Origin of the sequence: Nonomuraea sp. NPDC049419 (assembly GCF_040676995.1) — a bacterium.
In the GTDB taxonomy this organism is placed as follows: Bacteria; Actinomycetota; Actinomycetes; order Streptosporangiales; family Streptosporangiaceae; genus Nonomuraea; species Nonomuraea salmonea.
In genome coordinates this window covers 628,718-647,568 of the sequence record NZ_JBFAQB010000003.1, presented here as the reverse complement: position 1 = coordinate 647,568, position 18,851 = coordinate 628,718, and the positions used below count along the sequence as shown (strand labels likewise).

The window sequence follows — 18,851 nt, the reverse complement described above, 5'->3', positions numbered from 1 at the left end:
TGCGTTCACCCAGGGGTTGTCACCCCCTGGCTACGGCCACCGCTGGAGGTCACGATGGAGAGGTGAACCTCCGCGAACTCGCCGCGTTCCTGAAGACCTGCCGCGCCCGCGTCCGTCCGGCGGACGTCGGCCTGCCCGCCGGCACCCGGCGGCGGGTGCCCGGGCTGCGCCGGGAGGAGGTCGCGCAGCTCGCGGGCCTGTCAGCGGACTACTACACCGAGCTCGAACGCGGGCGGGGCGCCCAGCCGTCGGCCCAGACGCTGGCCGCGCTCGCCCGCGCGCTGCGGCTGGCGGGCGACGAGCGCGATCACCTGTTCCATCTCGCGGAACGGCCCGTCCCTGCGGCGCACAGCACGACCACGCACGTCCAGCCGTCCATGCTGGCCATGCTGGACCGGCTGGCCACGACGCCCGCGATGATCATCACCGACCTGCACGCGACCCTCGTCCAGAACGACCTGGCCGCCGCGCTGATCGGCCGACACCCGATGCGGCAGGGCCCGAAGGCCAGCTACGTCTACCGCTGGTTCACCGACCCCGCCGCCCGCGCCCTCTATCCGCCGGAGGAGCACCCGCACCATTCGCGGGTCTTCGTCTCCGACCTGCGAGCGGTCGCCGCCCGCCGCGGCCGCGACCCGCACGTGGCGCAGATGGTCGCCGCGCTGCGGCGGCGCAGCGCCGAATTCGCCGCCCTGTGGGACACCCATGACGTGGCGCTGCGCCGCGCCGACCACAAGCGCCTGGTCCACCCGGTGCTGGGGATCATCGAGGTGGACTGCCACAGCCTGTTCAGCGAGGACGGCCGCCAGCGCCTGCTGTGGTTCACCGCACCACCCGGCAGCCGGGGGGCGGCCCAGCTGGAGCTGCTGTCGGTCATCGGCACCCAGGACATGAGCCCGGAGGGCGTGCACGTCAGCGATCCGGACGTGAACGCGGACGCTTCGACCGGCTGACGTGGTCGGGCACAGGCCATTCCGCATCGACGCCGTTCATTTCCTTCTCCCCGACCGCTGTGATCGGCTCAGGCGAGCGTGAGCCTGACCTCGTGAAGGCCGGTCAGCGTGGCCGGCAGCAGGTCCGCCTCGTGGCCGTCGAGGCGGACGTCCCGTACCGTCGTGCCGCTCCCCGACACCGTGACGCGCAGGGTCATGTCGCGGTAGCGCAAGCCGTCCAGGGTCGCCTCGCCCCAATCGCTCGGTACGGCGGGCGCGAAGCGGATGCCCTCGCGCTCGAACCGCAGGCCGAACAGGCCATGGTGGACCAGGCCGAGCAGGGTTGTGGCGGACCAGGTCTGGTCGGGCTCCGACTGCCATGGCCTGCCCTGCTGCCAGCCCCCGTCCGGGCGGCCGGTGACGGGGTGGTAGACCTCGTAGAGGCCGTCGTCGCCGAACAGCGTCACGAGGTCGGTCAGCGTCTCCAGGAACCGGTCCGTACGCCCGATCCTGGCCATGGCGTCGCCCCAGACGGCCATCACCATGGGCCAGCAGCTCGCGTTGTGCCGGCCGGGACGCTCGGGACCGTAGCGGTCGAAGTGCGGCCAGACATTGACGACGCCGTGCGGCTCGCGGTGCGTGTTCGCCGCGATGAGAGCCGCCTGCCGGTCGTCGGCGATGCCGAAGATGATGGCCAGGGCGAGGCCGAGCGTCTCCTCGTGGGGGTCCAAGTGGCCGTCCTCGTGCCGGAAATATCCGTACAACCCGGCTTCCTCGCGCCACAGCCACCGGTTCACCGCGGCCGCCGTCGCCTCGGCCCGCTCCAGATGCGGGCGCCCGTCGCGGCCGAGCGCGCCCGCCATCATCGTCAGCGCCCGATGGGCGGCGGCGTAGACGGCGTTGGTCGACAGGCACATGATCGCGTGAGCCCGCGGATAGTCGAGCACGAAGCTCGAGCCGATGCGCGGATCGTTCGGCGGCTCTGGGTAGCCCGAAATGCCGTCCTGCATGACGGCGGGGCCGCGATAGAGCCCGTACGCGGCGTCGTACCGCTCCTCGTCCAGCACGTCCATGGTCGCGGCGGCGATCGTGTACGCACGCCGCAGGAAGTCCTCGTCACCGGTCACCAGCACGTGGTGCCAGGCGGCGACCGCCCAGATGATCTGGTCCCACCACTGGTCGTCCTGCTGGACGAGCGTGTCACCGGCCACCGCGAGGAGGGTGTCGCGGGCGGCGTCCGGGGACAGAAGGCTGGCCGCGTACCAGGCGTTGATCGAGGCGTCCCTGGTCCACGGGTCCGCGTAGCCGCCGCCGGCGCGGATGACGCCGCCGATCGTGTTGATGTTCAGCAGGTTGTGCTGGGCTGCCGCATAAATCCGGGTAAGGGCGGAGTCCGGACAGATCAGCGCGGGCGGGCGAGGCATGCCGGAATGGTACTTGTCGCCCTCGCCTGGCGGAAGGATTTATGCCGCGTATCCCAACAAAAGCGCTGATCAGAGACGCAGAACAATGGCGAAAAAGGCTTCACCTGAGCGGCCGATCCAGCATCCTGGGCGTGTCCAGAACTGCCGTGAGCAGAGCTCTTTCTCTGGCCCCCTTTCTCTTTGAAGAGGTATCCGTGACTCGGTATGCCATCGACCGTGCCCACAACACGCTGCTCGCCCTGTGGAGCACCGGCATCGGCGACACCGCCATCATCGTGGCCCGGCTCACCCACGACCAGCTCCCCCACAACACCCGCGAACTCGCCGGCGCGCTGACCCGCCTGTCCCACGTCTGCTGGCGCTCCTACACGCACCCCGCCAGCGCCGCCGACCGGCACAACCCCAGCGGCCTCGGCTGGCATCGGCAACAGGAACGCGACGCCTTCGCCAAAGTCCTCCCCCTGATCACCGCGTCCCGGCCCAGCGACCGGCCGATCAGCACCAAGGTCGAGCACGCCGCCCATGACCTCGCCCGCGCCCTACGCGTACTCGACACCTCTCAGCTCACGACGCAGGTCACCACAGACGTCGCCGCCGAACTCGCCGCCATCGAACAGGCCGAACGCGGCGACCTGTCCGACCGGGCCCAGCAGGCCGTCACCCTCAGCCGTGAGGACGCCTCGCCCCTGCAGATCTCGCAGGCGGACCGCCTGCTCCGCGACAACCCCTTCGGCAATCAGGACCTCCGCACCCAGGTCGACCCCACCGCGGCCACCATCGCCGCCGCCCACTGGTTCCACGCCGCACTCAACGTCACCGCTCTGCACACCGGCATGCACCCGATGCACGTGGTGGCCGGCGCCGAGCAGCCCGACAAACCGCTGGCCTTGGAGAGCCTCACCGACATCACCACCGCCATGAACTCGGGCGCCCGCGCCAGGCATGTCATCATGCCCCTCATCCGCAATGCACTCAACGTCGCCGACGGCCACCTCATCGGCATCCTCGAAGTGCAGGACCGCATCACGGCCGCCCAGCAGCTCATCGACAGGGTCCGGACCGATCAGGCCAAGCTCGACCTCAGCCCGGACACCATCTACCTGCCCCTCACCTCACTCGACCCCGCTCGCCCCGCCCCCGACCTCCTTGACAACCTGCTCCACGGCATCAACACCTGCTGGCAGCTCTACCAGCGCCACACCCAGAACCCCCACTCGCAGGAAGCCCGCCAGTCCTTCGTCACCGCACTCCGAGAAGAAGCAGCCACCAGACCAGAAAGACTCCTGTAGCGGTCATGCAGGCGACCTCCCGGAGCAGAACGTCCACGCCGATCCGCGCAGCTTCGTGCTGCCCGACGGTCGGTTCGACCTGCCCCGCCTGCTGCGCGAGTTCGTCGTGTTCTGGCGTGAGCACGGCGAAGTCCTCATCCAGCAGGAGGGCTACCACGAGGCAGCCTGCCAAATCATCCTCATGGCCTTCCTGCACCGCCTGGTCAACGGCGGCGGCTACCTCGGCCGCACCAAGCGGCCCGATGTGCTCATCCGCTGGCCTGACAAGGGGGCGGACGGTGAGCGGGTGATGCAGCGGGAGGCCATGGAGCTGAAGGGGTCACCGCGCTGCGGGTGTGAGAAGGGTTATTCGGCGGCTTCCAGGGTGACGACGTAGCCGATGAAGTCGCGGTCGTCGGAGGTCGGCGGGCGTGAGCCGTCGGCTGAGGTGAGCGGGGTCAGGACGGCGTCGGTCGGGTGGAGGTAGGGCTCGCCCTCCGCCTGTACGTGGCGGGCGTGGACGGCGGAGATCTGCTTGACCTGGGCTTCGACGGTGATGTGGGCGGGGGTGGGCTCGTCGTGGTGGTCCTCGCCCCACTCGATGGTGGCGGCGGTCTCCTCGCCCAGGGCGCGCGTCAGCCACTCGCGGTCGGCGGGGGCGAGGGTCCAGGTGACCGTCGATCCGACGTGGAAGGGGTCGCCGCAGCACTCCATCTGCCACTCGTCGACCCAGACGTTCCATCTCACTCCGGCAATGTACCCGGCGGCCTTGGGCCTTCCCACGGATGGCAGGCGGGTGTATCTGTAGGGAAATCGATTTGCATCACTGCGCGCGCGTCCGTCGGAACGGTGGAGGGAAGCGATGGCAGATCAGGGAGGGCTCCGCAGGCGGTCGTTCCTCGTCGGTGGTGGCTTGGGTGCGATGGCGATGCTGGGCGGTGGCCCGGCGCAGCTCGTGACGGCGGGTACGGCCTGGGCCGAGCCGGCGGGCGATCCGCGGCGGACGGCGGCCGGTACAGCAGCGGCAGGGGCAGGAACAGGGGCGGTGGGCGCGCTGCGGCGGGCGGCCCTCGCCAAGGGGATCAGGTACGGCTCGTCCGCCGCCACCTGGCAGGTGCAGCCGGACCCCGGCTACGCGGAGCTGTACGCGCGCGAGAGCGGCATGCTGCTCACCGAGGACGATCTCCTGTGGTACCGGCTCAAACCAACACCCGACGCCCCGCTGGACTTCACGTACGGCGACCAGATCGTGCAGTACGCCGCCGGCAACGGCCAGCCGGTCCTAGCCGCCCACCTGGTCTGGGACGAGGGCCTCGGCGACGGCTGGGAGCCGGACGCCCTGTTCGGCCTCGGCGAGCGGGAGGCCCGCGACCTGCTCTTCGGCACGATCAAGAAAGAGGTCGCCCACTACGCCGGCAGGGTCAAGGCGTGGGTGGTCGCGAACGAGGTGACCGACGGCGAGGACAAGGACGCCAACGGCTACTGGACGGAGGAGCCCTGGTACCAGACCATCGGCCCCTCCTACGTCGAGGAGGCGTTCCGCCTCGCGCACCGCCACGACCCCCGCGCGGTGCTGCTGATCAACGAGTTCGGCTTCGAGACGGGGGAGGACGCGGTCTCCCGCCGCAGGTCGATGCTCAAGGCCATCGACCACCTGAAGAGCAGGAACGTCCCCGTGCACGCCCTGGGCGTCCAGGCGCACCTGAACGCCGCCGGGTTCGCCGAGAGCTTCGACGCGCAGGCGTACCGGAGCTTCCTCGGACAGGTCGCGGCGCGCGGACTGTCGATCTTCATCACGGAGATGGACGTCCAGGACGACGGCCTGCCCGCCGACGTCGCCGTCAGGGACGCGGCCGTCGCGGACGTCTACGCGCGCTACCTGTCCGTGGCCCTCCAGGAGCCGGCGGTGAAAGTGGTGCTCAGCTTCGGCCTCAGCGATCGCTACACATGGCTGCAGGAGGACTACCCCCGCGAGGACGGGGCCGCGCGCCGGCCGCTGCCGTTCGACGAGGACCTGCGGCCGAAGCCGGCGTACGCGGCGATGCTGCGCGCGTTCCGTCAGGCCCCGGCGCGCCGGCCCCTCTGAGCCCTCAGAGGCGATCTCCGTACGTCTCGACCGCGTTCTCGCTGCTCACCCGCTGCCTGATCGCCTCCGGCAGCGAGGTGAAGGCGTAGCGGGGGTCGTCGAAGTCCCAGTGCGGGTAGTCGGAGCTGAACATCAGCGTGCGCTCCGCGTGCGCGATCTCGCAGAGCACGTGCAGGTGGTGGCGGCGCCTCGGCTCGGGCAGCGGCTGGGTGGTGAAGCGGACGTGGTCCACGATGTACTCGCTGGGCAGCCGCCTGACCCACGGCACCTCGTCGCGCAGGCCCCTGACGTTCTTGTCGAGCCGCCACATCACGTCGGGGATCCAGCCGAGCCCGCCCTCGGTGATGATCACCTTGAGTCCGGGGAAGCGCTCGAAGACGCCGTGGCAGACGAGGCTGATGACGTTCGCCTGGAAGACCTGGCTGAGGCCGCTGTGCCACTCGACGTAGTACGTCGGCGTCCCGCCTGCCATGGGCGGCGACGTACGGAAGATGCCCTCGCCCGAGTTGGGGTGGACGGCGACCGGGAGGCCGAGGTCGTGCGCGGCCTCGTAGACGGGGTAGTGGTGCCGCTGCCCCATCAGCAGGTCGGTGAGCGGCAGCAGCACGCCGACGAAGCGCTCGTCCTGGGCCGCGCGCCTGATCTCCCGTGCCGCCAGGTGCGGGTCCTGCGCGCCGGCCACGACGTAGCCGCGGTAGCGGTCGTCGGCGTCGAACCAGGTCGCGGCCAGCCACCGGTTGTAGGCCGCGGCGATCATCGCGGCGGCGTCCGGGTCGGGCATGGCGCCGAGGCCGAGCACCTCACCGCCGATGAGCACCGCGCGGTCGATGCCGTGGGCGTCGAGCAGGTGCCGCGCGGTGAAGAGCGGGTCGGCGCCCGGTGCGGACCCGTCGGGGGCGCGGGCGTCGTCGCGGAGCACGCCGGCCGGGTTGACGTAGAGCATGTTGCGCGGGATCGAGACCGCCTCGCGGTGCCCGGTCGTGGTGAGGGCGCGGCGCTCGTCGAGGCCGAGGCGGCGCCGCTCGGCCGCGGACAGGAAGGGGCGCAGGTCGGCGAGGCCGTGCTTGGTGATCGGGTGGACGTCGCAGTCGACGAGCCGGTAGCGGGGAGGCGTACGGGTGGCGGGGTCGGTCATGGAGGCTCCGGTGGTTGCCGAGAGGCCGCTGAGCGGTCATAGTCATGCATAGCAAATCGATTGGCATGCGGACAGTGGAGTGGTGACATGGACGTTCGGATCGGCAGCGTCGAGGACGTCCGCAGGGACGGGTGCCGGATCGTCGACGTGAACGGGCGGCGGGTCGGGGTCGTCAGCGTGGGCGAGGAGTTCTTCGCGATCAGCGACAAGTGCCCGCACATGGGGGCGTCGATGTGCGCCGGCTCGCTGGGCGGCACCTTCGTGGCCGCCGGGCCGCACGAGTACGTGTACGGCAGGGACGAGCGGGTCGTCCGCTGCCCGTGGCACGGGTGGGAGTTCGACATAGAGAGCGGGCGATCGCTGCTGGAGCCGAAGCGCGTGGGGCTCAGGACGTACCGGGTGTCCCAGCAGGACGGGGAGGTCGTCCTGCACGTGTGATGTGGTCCTGCACGTGTGACTCACCTGCCGGGGATCGAGGGGACGTCCGTGTGCAGGTCGGGGCCGAAGAAGAGGAACACCATGAGGTCCTCGGCGCCGGTGTTGACGACCTCGTGCTCCCGCACGGCCGCGTCGTGGGTGACGACCAGCTCGTCAAGCCCCGGTTCGCCGCCGCGCACCTCGTGCCCCGCGTACGTGCCCGTCCCCGTCCAGGCGAACACGCTGTACACGCCGGGCTCGCGCAGCCGGTGGACGCCGCCGGGCGGGACGACGAGGCGCTTGCCGGCGTACTTGCCGGTGTTGTAGAAGACCCAGCTCTCCCCGTCGGCAACGGGCTGCGGGGTCAGGTGGCGGTTCTCGTAGAACCAGGGGTCGCCGTTGGTGCGCCAGTCCACGAAGCCGAGCGGGAACCGCTCGCCGTGCTCCAGGCGGTCGCTGGGACGGACGTCCTTGAACAGCAGGTCCTTGGAGATGATCCGGCCGGCGTTCAGCGCCTGGAACATGGCGAGGACGTCGGAGTCCTCCTGCAGCTCCAGGGTGAGCGCCGTGCCGGGGGCGTGCAGCACGCCGGACGGCACGTGGAACCCCTCGCCGGGCACCTGCAGCTCAGCGCGGGCGTGCCGGAGTATCAGGTCGCTGTCCCAGTCGACGAGGTAGGGCAGCAGCACCTCGTACGCGCCCTGCTCCGCGATCCACGGGTGCACCCCGAAGAACGTCTCGGGATGCGCCCCCATGTCCACACCAGGCAGGAAATGGTAGGACTCGTCCTTGGCATTCCTGCCGACCAGCGCCGCGTACTCCTGGGGCGGATGGATGTGGTACGGCAGCCGGTAGGCGTAGTCGAAGATCTTCGCCAGCCGCCCGAGCCCGGCGGGATGCGCGGCGGCGTACGCGGCGCCCAGGACGGCGGCCGGGTCGGCGGCGACCGCGTCGCGCAGCAGGAGCCGCTCGCCGTGCTCCCCCACCACGTGGCTGAGCCCCTCGTCGGGCGGCCCGACGCGGTTGTCGGCCCTCGTCGTCGAGGCGAGCCAGCGCTCGCAGACGGCGCCCCGCTCGCCCACGTCGTAGGCGTCCTCGGGCAGGCCGAGCCGCCTGCCCGGCGGCAGGAAGTCGCGCGCGACCCAGGCGGGCGCACAGCGCAGCACGCCGTTCCCGGCGTCGAGCAGCCGGGCGAGCAGGTCGCGTACCTCGTCAGGACTTTGCGCCGTCACGATTCACCCCTTGATCCCGGTGAGGGCGATGCCCTGCACGAACCTCCGCTGGAAGACCAGGAACACGACGATCATCGGCAGCACCGCGATCACCGACCCGGCGAACAACAAGGTCCAGGATGTACGGTTCTGGACCACGAACAGGGCAAGACCCACCGGTGCGGTGATCTTGTCCGGGCTGGACATGATGATCAGCGGCCAGAAGAAGTCCTCCCACGCCCCCTGGAAGGTGAAGATCGCGTTCGCCGCCAGCGCGGGCCCGCACAGCGGCAGCACCACCGAGCGGAAGATCCGGAACTCGCCGGCCCCGTCGATGCGGGCGGCCTCCAGCAGCTGGTCGGGGATCGAGAGCATGTACTGGCGCAGCAGGAAGATGCCGAACGCCGACACGATGCCCGGCATGATCAGCCCCCAGTAGGAGTCGAGCCAGCCGTGCCCGCCGCTGCCCGTCCAGTCGTTCCCGCCGAAGAAGGGGATGTGCTGGATGATGAGGTAGTTCGGGATGAGCGTGACCTGCCCCGGCACCATCATCGTCGCCAGGAAGAGGACGAAGATCCCGTTACGTCCGGGAAAGCGGCGCTTGGCGAAGGAGTAGGCGCACAGCGCGTTGAAGAACGTCTGCAGCACGGTGATCGACAGCGCGACGAACGCGCTGTTGGCGAACCACCGCCAGTCGCCGTGCCCCTGGGCCTGCTGCGCCTTGGTGAGATCGCCGACGTTCAGGAAACCCTGGTAGCCCTCCAGCGTCGCGTCCTGCGGGATCCAGTGCGGCGTCGTGGAGAAGATCTCCCCCATCGGCTGGAACGACGCGCTGACCAGCCACGCGAACGGCGCCAGGAACAGGATCGCGAGCGGCGCGAGCACCAGGTACGTCAGCAGCTTCTGCCGCAGCCCGAACCGGTTGCCGGTCATACGGCAGAGCCCCGCCGGGCGAGGCGCAGCTGGAGCGCCGTGAACACGAGCAGCATGAGGAAGAGCGCGAACGCCAGCGTGCTGGCGTAGCCCATGTCGAAATACTTGAACGCCCAGAGATACATGTAATAGACCATCGTCGTCGTCTTGTTGACCGGCCCGCCGTTGGTCATCACGAAGATCTGGGTGAAGACCTGCAGGGAGCTGATGATGCCCATGACCAGCAGGAACAGGGTGGTGGGCCGCAGGCTGGGGATCGTCACGTAGCGCAGGCGCTGCCAGGGGCCCGCGCCGTCGATGCGGGCGGCCTCGTACAGCTCCCTGGGGATGGCCTGCAGCCCGGCGAGGTAGACCACCATCGAGAACCCGGCCCCCGCCCACACGCTCATCAGCACCACCGCCGGCATCGCGAGGTTCTTGTCCGACAGCCACAGCAGCGGCTCGTCGATGAGGTGCGCCTGCAGCAGGTAGTAGTTGAACAGGCCGTAGTCACCGTTGTAGAGCCACTTCCAGAGGAGGGCCGAGACCACGAACGGCGTGATGACCGGCAGGTAGAACGCCGCCCTGAACAGGCCGCGCAGCCGCAGCGGCAGGTTGAGCAGCAGCGCGAGCAGCAGGCCCGTCGCCATCGACAGCGGCACCGAGGCGCCGCTGAAGTAGACGGTGTTCAGCACCGACTCGACGAACCGCTCGTCGTGGATCATGTCGCGGTAGTTCGTCAGGCCGACGAACGGCTTGTCCGGCTCGATGATGCTCCACCGGTGGAACGTCAGGTAGACGGCGAAGATCAGGGCGGCCAGCGTGAAGACCGAGAAGATCAGCATGCCGGGCATCAGGAAGACGTACGCCGAGCGTTCCCGCCACATCCGGGCCGGCAGGCCGGGCCGGCCGGGCGGCCGAGGACCGCTCCTCACCGGCGCCGCGTCCGTCTCGGTCGTCATCAGCGGCTGCGCCATCTGTCTCTTCCTTCCTGCGTACGCCGCCGCGCGCCGCCGCTCAGCCCCGGCCGAGGATCGCCCTGCCCTGCCGGGCGGCGTTGTCCAGGGCCTCGGCGGCGGTCTGGTCGCCGTAGATGGCCTTGCTGAGCTCCTCGTTCAGGATGGTCTCGACCCGCGGATACTTGGGGTTGGCGACCGCGCTCGCGACGCCGCAGGCCATCAGGTCGGCGAAGGGCTTGAGTATGGGCTTCTCCTTGGCGAGGTCCTCGCCTTCGAGCAGCGACTTCGTCGGAGGCAGCAGCGTGCCCTCGGTCTTGTACGTCCAGTCGGCGAGGTTCTCGGGCCGCGACAGGAACTCCATCCACAGCCACGCGGCGTCCGAGACCTTCGTCTGGCTGAACATCACCAGCGAGTCGCCGGCGATGGTCGTCTTGCATCCGGCGCTCCCCTCGGGCAGCGGCGCGGCGGCCCACTTGCCTTCGAGCTTGGGGTACTCGTCGGTCAGCGTGCCGGCGAACCAGGCGCCCGCCACGTACATCGCGACGTCGCCCCTGGCGAAGGCCACCCGGCCGTCGTAGGAGTTGGAGTTGAGGTAGTCGCGCGGCGAGTATCTGGCGAGGTCCACGTAGAAGGCGGCGGCGGTCTTGCCGGCCTCGCTGTCGAAGGCGACGTCCTTGCCGTCCGCGCTCACCGGCGCGCCGCCGGCCTGGTAGAGCCAGGGGTAGAAGTAGTAGGCCGCCTCGGAGGCGAACATCTCGAAGCCGTACTTGCCGTTCGCGGTCAGCTTCTCCGCCGCTGCCCTGAACTCCTCCCAGGTCTTCGGCGGGCCGGCGAGGCCGGCCTCCTTGAAGCGGTCGGTGCGGTAGAACAGGCCGGTCGTCTCGCCGTCGAAGGGCAGGCCCCACATCTTGCCGTTCCAGGTGACGAACGTCCTGAAGCCGTCGACGTAGTCGTCCGGCTTGACGACCTCGCTGCGGCCCAGGTAGTCGCCGAGGTCGACGAGCGCGCCGCGGGCGGCGTAGTCGCTGGTGTCGCTGGCGTTGATGTAGGCGACGTCGGGGGCGGTGTTGCCGGCGATGCGGGTGCTGAGCACCTGCTGCGCCTGCTCGGCGGGGGCGTTCTCGAACTTGATGGTGATGTTGGGGTGCTGCTTGTTGAACTCGGCGGCCATCTTCTTCATCTGCGGCTCGTTGCCGACCCAGGAGAAGAACGTCACGGTCTGCGGCGAGGCCGGGTCCTTGACGGGGCCCGTGCCCTTGCCGATGCCGGTGTTCTGCGGCGGGGCGTCGCTTCCGCAGGCGGTCAGGCTCATGGTCGTCGCGAGCGCCATCACGATGACGGCCGGGGCCGTCCAGGATCCATGGATTCTCATCACACCGCTCCCTGCTGCTCGCTCAGTGGAAGGTCCGGAGCTTCGACTGATGCAAATCGATTGGCGCCTGGCGGGAAGTCTTGCCAACGTCCGGGCGGGTTGTCAATGGATGCACAGTGGCTCGCGTCACATTGTGACGGCCCCGAGACCACGTCGGCCGATCACGGCGAAGTGCGCCGTCAAATCGTTTTGCCTCAGGAATCTCAGTAGAATGCTCCCCATGTCGAGGAGCGAGGTTGAGCCCAGCCCACCCTCCCGCGTGACGATCGCCCAGGTCGCCAGCCACGCGGGAGTGAGCCCCACGACCGTCTCCCACGTGCTGTCGGGCAAGCGTGCGGTCGGAGCGGCGACCAGGGGCACGGTGCTGGCGGCCATCCGCGAGCTCGGCTACCGGCCGAACATCGTGGCCCGCAACCTGCGGACCCGGCGCTCGCACATGATCGCGGTGGTCGTCCCCGACATCACCAACCCGTTCTACGCCGTGCTCACCCGCGGCCTGGCCGACGCGGTCGACGCCGCCGGGCTCGGCACGTACGTCTGCAACACCGACGGCCAGCACGACAGGGAGCTGAAGTTCTTCCAGGACGCGATGGACCGCGGGGTCGACGGCATCGTCTTCGCCTCGGGCGAGACCGCCTCGCAGGTCCAGCTCGCGGAGGTCGACCAGCAGACGCCCATCGTCTGCATCGGCGCGCAGCTCGACCATCCGCTGTGCGACGCGGTCATCCCCGACGACGAGACCGGCTCGCGCGCGGCGGGTGCCTTCCTCGCCGCGCGCGGCTACAAGCGCATCGCGATGATCCAGGGCCCGCCCCACTACGGCATGGCCCGCACCGCGGGCTTCCGCTCGGCGATGCAGGCCGCCAAGCGGAAGGTGCCGGCCGAGCGCATGGTGCGCGGCGACTGGACCCGCAAGGGCGGCTACACCGCGATGAAGGCCCTCATGACGCTCACGAGCAGGCCCGACGCCGTCTTCTGCGCCAACGACCTGATGGCGATCGGCGCGCTCGACGTGGCCCACGAGCTGGGGCTGTCGGTGCCCGATGACGTGGCCATCGTGGGCTTCGACGACGTCGACGCCGCGACCATCGTGACGCCCCACCTGACGACCGTGCGCAACCCGGCGTACGAGGCCGGTGGCACGGCCGGCGACCTGCTGCTGAGCCGCATGTCCGGCCGCTACACCGGCACCGGCCGCACGGTCGTGCTGCCCTGCCCCCTGGTCGAGCGCGGCACCGCCTGAGCCGGGGCGGCCGCCCCCGCCGGGGCGCGCCGGCGCGGAGGCCGCGCCGGCGTCACTCCTCGGGGAACGTCACCACCGCCTTGACGAAGCCCTCCGGCTTGTCGCGCAGCGCGGCGAACGCGGCGTTGATCTCCTCCAGCGGAAACCGGTGACTGACCAGGCCGTCCATCGACAGCACGTCGCCGGCGAGCAGGCGCATGCCGGTCGCCATGCCGCGCATGATGACGTTCACGTCCCTGAAGTGGGCGTTGACGAGGGTGAAGGCCATCCAGTTCCAGTACGCCAGCGGGATCGACCGGTCGGCCCCCTGGTGGAAGCCGACGATCGCGATCGTGCCGCTCATGCGGGTGATGTCGCCGCACGCCGTGAGCGCGCGCTGGGTGCCGGTGCACTCGAAGGTGACGTCGGCGCCGCGCCCGCCGGTGAGCGCGCGTACGACGTCGGGCAGCGACTCCCTGGTCACGTCCACGGTTCTGGTCGCGCCGAGCCGGGCGGCCCGCTCCAGGGCGTCGGCGCGCGCGTCCGCCACGATGAGCTGCCGGGGCCCGCGCAGGGCTGCCAGCTTCTGCGCCAGGTTCCCCATGAACCCGGCCCCGATGACCACCACGTCGTCGCCGAACCGGACGCCGGCGGCCTCCACGGCGTTGACCGCGCAGGCGAGGGGCTCGGCCAGGGCCTCGTCGAGCGGCCCCGAGCCGGCGGGGAAGCAGTGCTCGGCGCGTACCGCGACGTACTCGGCGAAACCGCGCTCGGTCACCCACACGCCGACCCGGTCACCGGCGGAGAACGCGCTCACGCCGGCGCCGGCCTCGGCGACGACGCCGCTGACCTCGTGGCCCAGGTAGCGCGCCGTGCCCTCGGGCGGTCCGGTCAGCCACGGCTCCAGCTCCGACGCGCACACGCCCGACGCCACGACCCTGACCAGCACCTCGTCAGGCCCGATCGCCGGCACCGGAGCCTCCTCGACCACCCACTTCCCGCGCCCGCGCAGCGCCGCGATCCTCATGCCGGCTCCCCGTCGTGGAAGACGACGATGGTGTAGACGCCCAGCGTGCCCACCCGGACGACGTGCACGCCGTCCTCCCGCGTCACCTCCAGCGGCGTCCGCGTCCCGTCGCTCGCCACCGCGGTCGCGTGCGGCCTGGACTCGGGCAGCCGGACGCGCAGCGGCACGCCGGTCCGCACCCGCACGGCGTCCTCAGAGCGGTCGTAGTCGTAGTTGACCAGGTGCAGCGCGTAGGAGCCACCGGCCAGGCGGTGCAGGTTCGCGGCCACCGGCGCCGGGGTCTCCACCTGCCGCCCGTGCGGCAGCAGCTCGCCGAGCACGTCGTGGCGCGCGGCGCGGACGTTGTCGTGCCGCGGCAGCGCGTCCGCCACCCGATCGGTGACGACGACCGTCCCGCCGGCCGCCAGGTAGCGCCGGACGGCGGCGGCCTGGCCCTCGGTCAGCGCGAAGACGTCCGGCAGGATGACGGTCGAGTAGCGCAGCAGCCCGCTCCCGTCCGCCCGGTCGGGCGCGGTGACGCCGTCCGCCCAGATCACCACGTCGTACGGCACCGCGGACTCCGACAGCGTCCCCGTCACCACGCGGTACGGCACCACCACCGACTCGTCGCGGGCGTTGGCCGTGTTGTCGCTGACGTCCGCCTTGCCGATCAGCTCGCGCGTGCTCGCGACGCTGAAGACCACCGCGACCTCGTTGGCCGTGCGGCGCGCGAACAGCCCCTCGTGCCCGGCCAGGAAGTCCTGGATCTCGGCGGCCAGGCCGTGCGGCGCGGAGAAGGAGTCCTCGATGACGCTGCCCATCCACGAGCCGTACGGCACCGACATGTTGACGCCCATCGCCGCCGCCTCGAACAGCGACAGCCGGAACAGGTCGTAGCCCTTGCCTTCCCCGAGCAGGCCGATCAGCTCGGGGACGACCCCGCCGTACGGGTTCTCGACCACGACGACGTCCTTGTCGCCGGCGAACGCCGCGACGTAGCGGTACCACTCCGGCTGCCGGTACGTCGTGTTCCGCATCTCGGTGATGACGAGATCGACGTCGTCGGCGAGCGCGAGGTACATCGGCTCGCAGTTGAAGAAGTTGCCGGAGACGATGATCTCCCGGCCCCGCGAACGGGCGTAGTCGCGGGCGTAGCCGGCCAGCTCGGCGAAGTACTTCTTGATCGACAGGCACTGGAAGGCGTAGTACTCGCCGAACAGCGGCGTGGACTCGCGGCCGGTCTTGAAGTCGTGGCCCTGGGCGAGCAGCCATTCGCCGTAGTGGAAGGTCTCCAGGTCCACCCCGTCGAGCGCCGGGTCCGCCTCGGGGAGCCGTTGCAGGTGGGCGCGGAAGCCCTTCATGCAGTCCTTGCAGAAGCAGGCGCCGTACTGGAAGGCCCCCATGGGCAGCTCGGCCTCGTCGAGCTGGATGCCGTCCACGCCGGCGTCGATCTGGATCCTGATCACGGCCTTGAGGTACTCGCGCCAGACCGGGTTGTTGCGGTCCATGTAGAAGCACTGGTGCTCGCGGTCGGGGCACTCCACCCAGTGGGCGTGGCAGGGCTCGCCGTGGATGTCGCGGGCCACGCACTCCTCGATGAGGTCGGTGACCGGCTCGCCGTCGGAGTTGACCAGCCCGCCGGGGAAGTAGTGCTCGACCGGCTTCCACAGCTTCGGGTAGCGGTTGGCGCTGAACTCGCGCAGCCCCATCCAGCCGCGCCTGCCCGCGCCGCGCAGCTCGTTGATGGCGAGGACGGCGTCCTCCTCCTCGGTCAGCTCGACGGGGAACTCCCAGCCCTGGGCCTCGAAGACGATGCCGAGCACCTTGATGCCCCGCTCGTGGCAGGCGGCGACGAACTCGCTGTCGTTGACGAAGCCGTAGAAGCGCGAGCGGGCGTCGACCGGGCCGAACGCCTCCTGTTCGAGGTAGGGCAGGGACAGCGAGCCGCCGCCCATGGACGCCCACACCAGCACGGTCGCGCGGTAGTCCTCAAGGTCGTCGATCATGCGCAGGCGACGGGGCGGCAGGCTCGGGTGATAGCAGTGCTGGCGGGGGAACCAGGCGTCGAAGTAGACACCGCGGTGCATGGGCAGGGCCCTCCTAGACGTTGACGTGCGGGTCGAGGGTGCGCTGCGCGATGGTCAGGCCCTGGCGGACCCGCTCGGGGCTGCCGCTCCAGACCGGGTCCTCGTGCTCGACGGAGACGACGCCGTCGTACCCGTGCTGATGCAGCGCGTCGATCAGGCGCCGCCAGTCCACCTCGCCGAGCCCGGGGATGCGGTAGCGCCACCAGCCGCTCTCCCAGGGCCGCCGGTCGAGCACCCGGCCGAAGACGCCGTACCTGTCGCGGGCGGCGGCGTGCACCTCGACGTCCTTGGCCTGCACGTGCAGGATCCTGTCCGCGTGCGCCTCCAGCGCGGCCAGCGGGTCGATGCCGAGCCAGACCAGGTGCGAGGGGTCGTAGTTGAGCCACAGGCCGAGCTCGGCCAGCCAGCCCCACAGCTCGGGCGAGTAGGCGAGGTTGGCCGGGTAGCCGTCGGGGTGCCAGCCCTCCATCGGGCAGTTCTCGATGACGAGCCGGACGTCCCTGGTCGCGGCGTACTCGACCAGCGGCGGCAGCACCCGCTCGGCGAGCCGCAGGTTCTCCGCCACGGTCAGCGTCACGTCGCGGCCCACGAAGGTGCCGACCAGCCCCACGCCGAGCAGCTGCGCGGCGTCTACGCAGCGGCGCAGGTGCTCGTGCGTCGCCTCCCTGACCTCGAGGTCGGCGTGCAGGTTGTTCTCGTAGTACGCGACCGCCGACACGCTCAGGCCGTGCCGGTCGAGCATCGCGCTCACCCGGGCGGCGTCGTCCTTCCCGAACGACTCGACGTCCAGGTGACTGGCCTCCCAGTCGCGGCCGGGCCGGTCGGGCCAGGCGGCGATCTCCAGCGCGGCGTAGCCGTGGCCGCCGGCCCAGCGGGCGATGTCCTCCAGCGGCTCGCCAGGCAGGCAGGCGGTCAGCAGCCCCAGTCTCATCCGGCTCACCGGCCGGCCGGGACGTTGGCGTAGTCGTTGCCGGCCAGGTCACGTCCCCTGGCCAGCCAGATCTTCCAGCCCTCGTTCTGCGGGACGTCCTGCATCTTCACCGAGCTCGGGAAGTAGCGCATGGTGTAGCCGGTGCGGCGGGTGGCGCTGGTGTTGGCGCGGGCGCCGTGCACGATGCGGCCGTCGTGCATGGAGAACTCGCCGCGCCTCAGCTCGAAGGAGACGGCCTTCGACTCGTCCACGCCCGGCAGCTCGGCGTGGAAGGTCTGCGCGGTCATGTCGGTCGGCCGGTAGCCGTCGGAGAAGCCGCCGTTGAGGTGCGAGCCGGGGATGACGCGCATGCAGCCGTTCTCCTTGAACGAGCCCTCCTCCAGCGCCAGCCAGATCGTGACGATGCTGTCGTACCTGTCGAAGCGGCCCTCCCAGAACGCGCTGTCCTCGTGCCAGGGGGTCGCCCGGCCGGTGAAGGGGTCCTTCGAGATGAAGTGGCTCGACCACAGCGCGATGTCGGGGCCGATGAGCGGCTCGATCCAGTCGAGCACCTCGTCGGAGAGCAGGAAGTCCAGCAGCCGGTCGTCGCGGTAGTGCGGGGTGTCGAGCTCGTCGGAGAGCTTGTCGCCCTTGGCGCTCAGGTGCTCGTTGAAGATCAGTTCGAGCCGGGTCAGGCGCTCCTCGGTGAGCAGCTGCCGGCCGGGCAGCAGGTAGCCGTTCGCGCGGAAGAAGGCGACGTCGGCGTCGGTCAGGGTCTCGGTCATCGCGGTGGCGCCTTTCCGGGGGGTTCCAGTTGTGGGGGTCAGCTCTTGTCCAGGGCCCGGATGATGTCGATGAAGAGCTCCATGTCCTGCAGGTAGTCCTCGGGGGTCGTCTTCGGCGTCGCGCCGGTGGTGACGACCTCGTGGAAGTATTCGAGCTCATAGGTGTAGGGGTCCTTGAGGTGCGGGCGGCGCACCGAGCGCTCGTAGGAGTCGCCGTCGGTCAGCTCCAGGTGCAGCGTCGTCGGGAAGTGCCGCACGTACGGGGTGTCGTAGCGCACCTTCATCGTGCCGCTCGCGCCGTACACCTCGATGTAGGTGTCGTAGCGCAGCTGCTGGTCCACGCCCGTCTCGTACGTGACGACGAAGTCGCCGTAGTCGAGCAGGGCGACGACGTAGCCGCCGCTGCGCCACATCTTGGCCGCCGATACCTCCTCGGGGCGGCCGAGCAGCTCGCGCATGGCCGACAGGTCGTGGCTGCCGAGGCCGCACAGCAGCCCGTACGTCCACTCCAGCTCCTGCGGGACGTCCCCGATCGCCTCCTTGACCAGCGCGGACCTGCGCGCCCATTTGTCGTCGATCGCCTCCTGGGGGACGTCGTCCGGGCGGTCGACGTAGGAGGTCTGGTCGACGATGAGCCGGTTCTCGCCGATCACGTCGTGCACCCGGGCGTAGCGGATCGGGCCCAGCTCGGGGAGCCGCTCGACCGCCTCGGTGAACGCCGGGGCGAAGCGCCGCATGTAGGCGACCATCACGGTCCTGCCCGACCGGTCGCGGGCGGCGATGACGTCCTGCGCCTCGCGGGGGCTGAGGCACATCGGCTTCTCGACGAGCACGTCGAGGCCCGCGTCGAGTGCCGCGATCGTGCAGTCGGCGTGGTATTCGTCGCTGTTCAGCACGATCACGCAGTCGAGACCGCCGGCGGCGATCATCTCCCGGTAGTCGGTGTGGCGGCGCCCGACCCGGTGGCGTTCGCCCATCCGCTCCAGCAGGCCGGGCGAGATGTCGCAGATCGCGGCGAGCTCGTAGCGGTCGGGCAGCGATTCGAGGACGGGCAGGTGGATGACCTGGGCGACCTCGCCCAGCCCGATGACGCCGACGCGCAGCTTGCTCAACTCTTCGCCTTTC

At 70.3% G+C, this 18,851-nt stretch carries 18 protein-coding genes; 6 read left to right on the top strand and 12 right to left on the bottom strand.

Features of this window, described 5'->3' with window-relative positions; all coding sequences use genetic code 11:
• Positions 1–62: 62 nt before the first annotated feature.
• Positions 63–953: a helix-turn-helix transcriptional regulator gene (locus AB0K12_RS12895; protein ID WP_364559254.1), complete on the top strand. Its 891-nt coding sequence runs from the start codon at positions 63–65 to the stop codon at positions 951–953.
• Positions 954–1,021: 68 nt separating this feature from the next.
• Here AB0K12_RS12895 and AB0K12_RS12890 read toward each other — a convergent pair whose 3' ends face one another.
• Positions 1,022–2,356, bottom strand: coding sequence for a glycosyl hydrolase family 65 protein (locus AB0K12_RS12890; RefSeq protein ID WP_364559251.1), 1,335 nt, complete (start codon positions 2,354–2,356; stop codon positions 1,022–1,024).
• 194 nt (positions 2,357–2,550) lie between these two features.
• Here AB0K12_RS12890 and AB0K12_RS12885 point away from each other — a divergent pair, with 194 nt between their 5' ends.
• Together AB0K12_RS12885 and AB0K12_RS12880 are read left to right on the top strand one after the other, a co-directional pair.
• Positions 2,551–3,645: a hypothetical protein gene (locus AB0K12_RS12885; RefSeq protein ID WP_364559249.1), complete on the top strand. Its 1,095-nt coding sequence runs from the start codon at positions 2,551–2,553 to the stop codon at positions 3,643–3,645.
• 55 nt (positions 3,646–3,700) lie between these two features.
• Complete coding sequence (locus AB0K12_RS12880) at positions 3,701–4,021, top strand: hypothetical protein (RefSeq protein WP_364559246.1); 321 nt, start codon at positions 3,701–3,703, stop codon at positions 4,019–4,021.
• On the opposite strand, the gene AB0K12_RS12875 is transcribed toward AB0K12_RS12880, so the two are convergent.
• Entirely contained in the window at positions 3,991–4,371 is a 381-nt protein-coding gene (locus AB0K12_RS12875; protein ID WP_364559243.1) for a DUF6578 domain-containing protein, read from the bottom strand. The two genes, AB0K12_RS12880 and AB0K12_RS12875, sit on opposite strands and share 31 nt — an antisense overlap.
• 115 nt (positions 4,372–4,486) lie before the next feature.
• Between AB0K12_RS12875 and AB0K12_RS12870 the strand changes: the two genes are divergently transcribed.
• Positions 4,487–5,710 (top strand): endo-1,4-beta-xylanase, encoded by a 1,224-nt coding sequence (locus AB0K12_RS12870; protein ID WP_364559240.1) that lies wholly within the window; start codon positions 4,487–4,489, stop codon positions 5,708–5,710.
• Between the two features lie 4 nt (positions 5,711–5,714).
• Here the strand turns inward: AB0K12_RS12870 and AB0K12_RS12865 are convergent, their stop codons facing one another.
• The gene (locus tag AB0K12_RS12865) at positions 5,715–6,845 is read right to left on the bottom strand and encodes an amidohydrolase family protein (RefSeq protein WP_364559238.1); all 1,131 of its coding nucleotides are present in this window, start codon (positions 6,843–6,845) and stop codon (positions 5,715–5,717) included.
• 87 nt (positions 6,846–6,932) lie between these two features.
• Here AB0K12_RS12865 and AB0K12_RS12860 point away from each other — a divergent pair, with 87 nt between their 5' ends.
• Positions 6,933–7,283 (top strand): Rieske (2Fe-2S) protein, encoded by a 351-nt coding sequence (locus AB0K12_RS12860; protein WP_364559235.1) that lies wholly within the window; start codon positions 6,933–6,935, stop codon positions 7,281–7,283.
• 20 nt (positions 7,284–7,303) lie between these two features.
• Here the strand turns inward: AB0K12_RS12860 and AB0K12_RS12855 are convergent, their stop codons facing one another.
• Genes AB0K12_RS12855 through AB0K12_RS12840 form a run of 4 tightly spaced genes read right to left on the bottom strand, consistent with a single transcriptional unit; the run spans position 7,304 to position 11,716 of the window.
• Positions 7,304–8,494, bottom strand: coding sequence for a hypothetical protein (locus AB0K12_RS12855; protein WP_364559233.1), 1,191 nt, complete (start codon positions 8,492–8,494; stop codon positions 7,304–7,306).
• A 3-nt stretch (positions 8,495–8,497) separates the two neighbouring features.
• Entirely contained in the window at positions 8,498–9,406 is a 909-nt protein-coding gene (locus AB0K12_RS12850; RefSeq protein WP_364559231.1) for a carbohydrate ABC transporter permease, read from the bottom strand.
• The gene (locus AB0K12_RS12845) at positions 9,403–10,362 is read right to left on the bottom strand and encodes a sugar ABC transporter permease (RefSeq protein ID WP_364559228.1); all 960 of its coding nucleotides are present in this window, start codon (positions 10,360–10,362) and stop codon (positions 9,403–9,405) included. Before AB0K12_RS12845 ends, AB0K12_RS12850 begins: the two co-directional genes overlap by 4 nt.
• 40 nt (positions 10,363–10,402) lie before the next feature.
• On the bottom strand, positions 10,403–11,716 hold the full coding sequence (locus AB0K12_RS12840; RefSeq protein WP_364559226.1) for an ABC transporter substrate-binding protein: 1,314 nt from the start codon (positions 11,714–11,716) through the stop codon (positions 10,403–10,405).
• Positions 11,717–11,936: 220 nt separating this feature from the next.
• On the opposite strand from AB0K12_RS12840, the gene AB0K12_RS12835 reads away from it, so the two are divergent.
• Positions 11,937–12,959 carry a LacI family DNA-binding transcriptional regulator gene (locus AB0K12_RS12835; protein WP_364559223.1) on the top strand — a complete coding sequence of 341 codons (1,023 nt, stop codon included), beginning with the start codon at positions 11,937–11,939 and terminating at the stop codon, positions 12,957–12,959.
• 52 nt (positions 12,960–13,011) lie between these two features.
• On the opposite strand, the gene AB0K12_RS12830 is transcribed toward AB0K12_RS12835, so the two are convergent.
• Genes AB0K12_RS12830 through AB0K12_RS12810 form a run of 5 tightly spaced genes read right to left on the bottom strand, consistent with a single transcriptional unit; the run spans position 13,012 to position 18,838 of the window.
• The gene (locus AB0K12_RS12830) at positions 13,012–13,965 is read right to left on the bottom strand and encodes a zinc-binding dehydrogenase (RefSeq protein WP_364559220.1); all 954 of its coding nucleotides are present in this window, start codon (positions 13,963–13,965) and stop codon (positions 13,012–13,014) included.
• Positions 13,962–16,031 carry a hypothetical protein gene (locus tag AB0K12_RS12825; RefSeq protein WP_364559218.1) on the bottom strand — a complete coding sequence of 690 codons (2,070 nt, stop codon included), beginning with the start codon at positions 16,029–16,031 and terminating at the stop codon, positions 13,962–13,964. The genes AB0K12_RS12830 and AB0K12_RS12825 overlap by 4 nt, the downstream gene beginning before the upstream one ends.
• Positions 16,032–16,044: 13 nt before the next feature.
• The gene (locus AB0K12_RS12820) at positions 16,045–16,962 is read right to left on the bottom strand and encodes a sugar phosphate isomerase/epimerase (RefSeq protein WP_364559215.1); all 918 of its coding nucleotides are present in this window, start codon (positions 16,960–16,962) and stop codon (positions 16,045–16,047) included.
• 5 nt (positions 16,963–16,967) lie between these two features.
• Positions 16,968–17,726 (bottom strand): phytanoyl-CoA dioxygenase family protein, encoded by a 759-nt coding sequence (locus AB0K12_RS12815; RefSeq protein ID WP_364559212.1) that lies wholly within the window; start codon positions 17,724–17,726, stop codon positions 16,968–16,970.
• A 38-nt stretch (positions 17,727–17,764) separates the two neighbouring features.
• Positions 17,765–18,838, bottom strand: a complete 1,074-nt coding sequence (locus tag AB0K12_RS12810) for a Gfo/Idh/MocA family oxidoreductase (protein ID WP_364559209.1) — start codon at positions 18,836–18,838, stop codon at positions 17,765–17,767.
• Between the last annotated feature and the right edge of the window lie 13 nt (positions 18,839–18,851).

Coding starts and splice junctions, on each gene's coding strand:
- AB0K12_RS12845 (WP_364559228.1), bottom strand. CDS start 10,362: ATGGCGCAGCCGCTGATGACGACCGAGACGGACGCGGCGCCGGTGAGG.
- AB0K12_RS12820 (WP_364559215.1), bottom strand. CDS start 16,962: ATGAGACTGGGGCTGCTGACCGCCTGCCTGCCTGGCGAGCCGCTGGAG.
- AB0K12_RS12840 (WP_364559226.1), bottom strand. CDS start 11,716: ATGAGAATCCATGGATCCTGGACGGCCCCGGCCGTCATCGTGATGGCG.
- AB0K12_RS12835 (WP_364559223.1), top strand. CDS start 11,937: ATGTCGAGGAGCGAGGTTGAGCCCAGCCCACCCTCCCGCGTGACGATC.
- AB0K12_RS12815 (WP_364559212.1), bottom strand. CDS start 17,726: ATGACCGAGACCCTGACCGACGCCGACGTCGCCTTCTTCCGCGCGAAC.
- AB0K12_RS12890 (WP_364559251.1), bottom strand. CDS start 2,356: ATGCCTCGCCCGCCCGCGCTGATCTGTCCGGACTCCGCCCTTACCCGG.
- AB0K12_RS12830 (WP_364559220.1), bottom strand. CDS start 13,965: ATGAGGATCGCGGCGCTGCGCGGGCGCGGGAAGTGGGTGGTCGAGGAG.
- AB0K12_RS12850 (WP_364559231.1), bottom strand. CDS start 9,406: ATGACCGGCAACCGGTTCGGGCTGCGGCAGAAGCTGCTGACGTACCTG.
- AB0K12_RS12870 (WP_364559240.1), top strand. CDS start 4,487: ATGGCAGATCAGGGAGGGCTCCGCAGGCGGTCGTTCCTCGTCGGTGGT.
- AB0K12_RS12825 (WP_364559218.1), bottom strand. CDS start 16,031: ATGCACCGCGGTGTCTACTTCGACGCCTGGTTCCCCCGCCAGCACTGC.
- AB0K12_RS12860 (WP_364559235.1), top strand. CDS start 6,933: ATGGACGTTCGGATCGGCAGCGTCGAGGACGTCCGCAGGGACGGGTGC.
- AB0K12_RS12865 (WP_364559238.1), bottom strand. CDS start 6,845: ATGACCGACCCCGCCACCCGTACGCCTCCCCGCTACCGGCTCGTCGAC.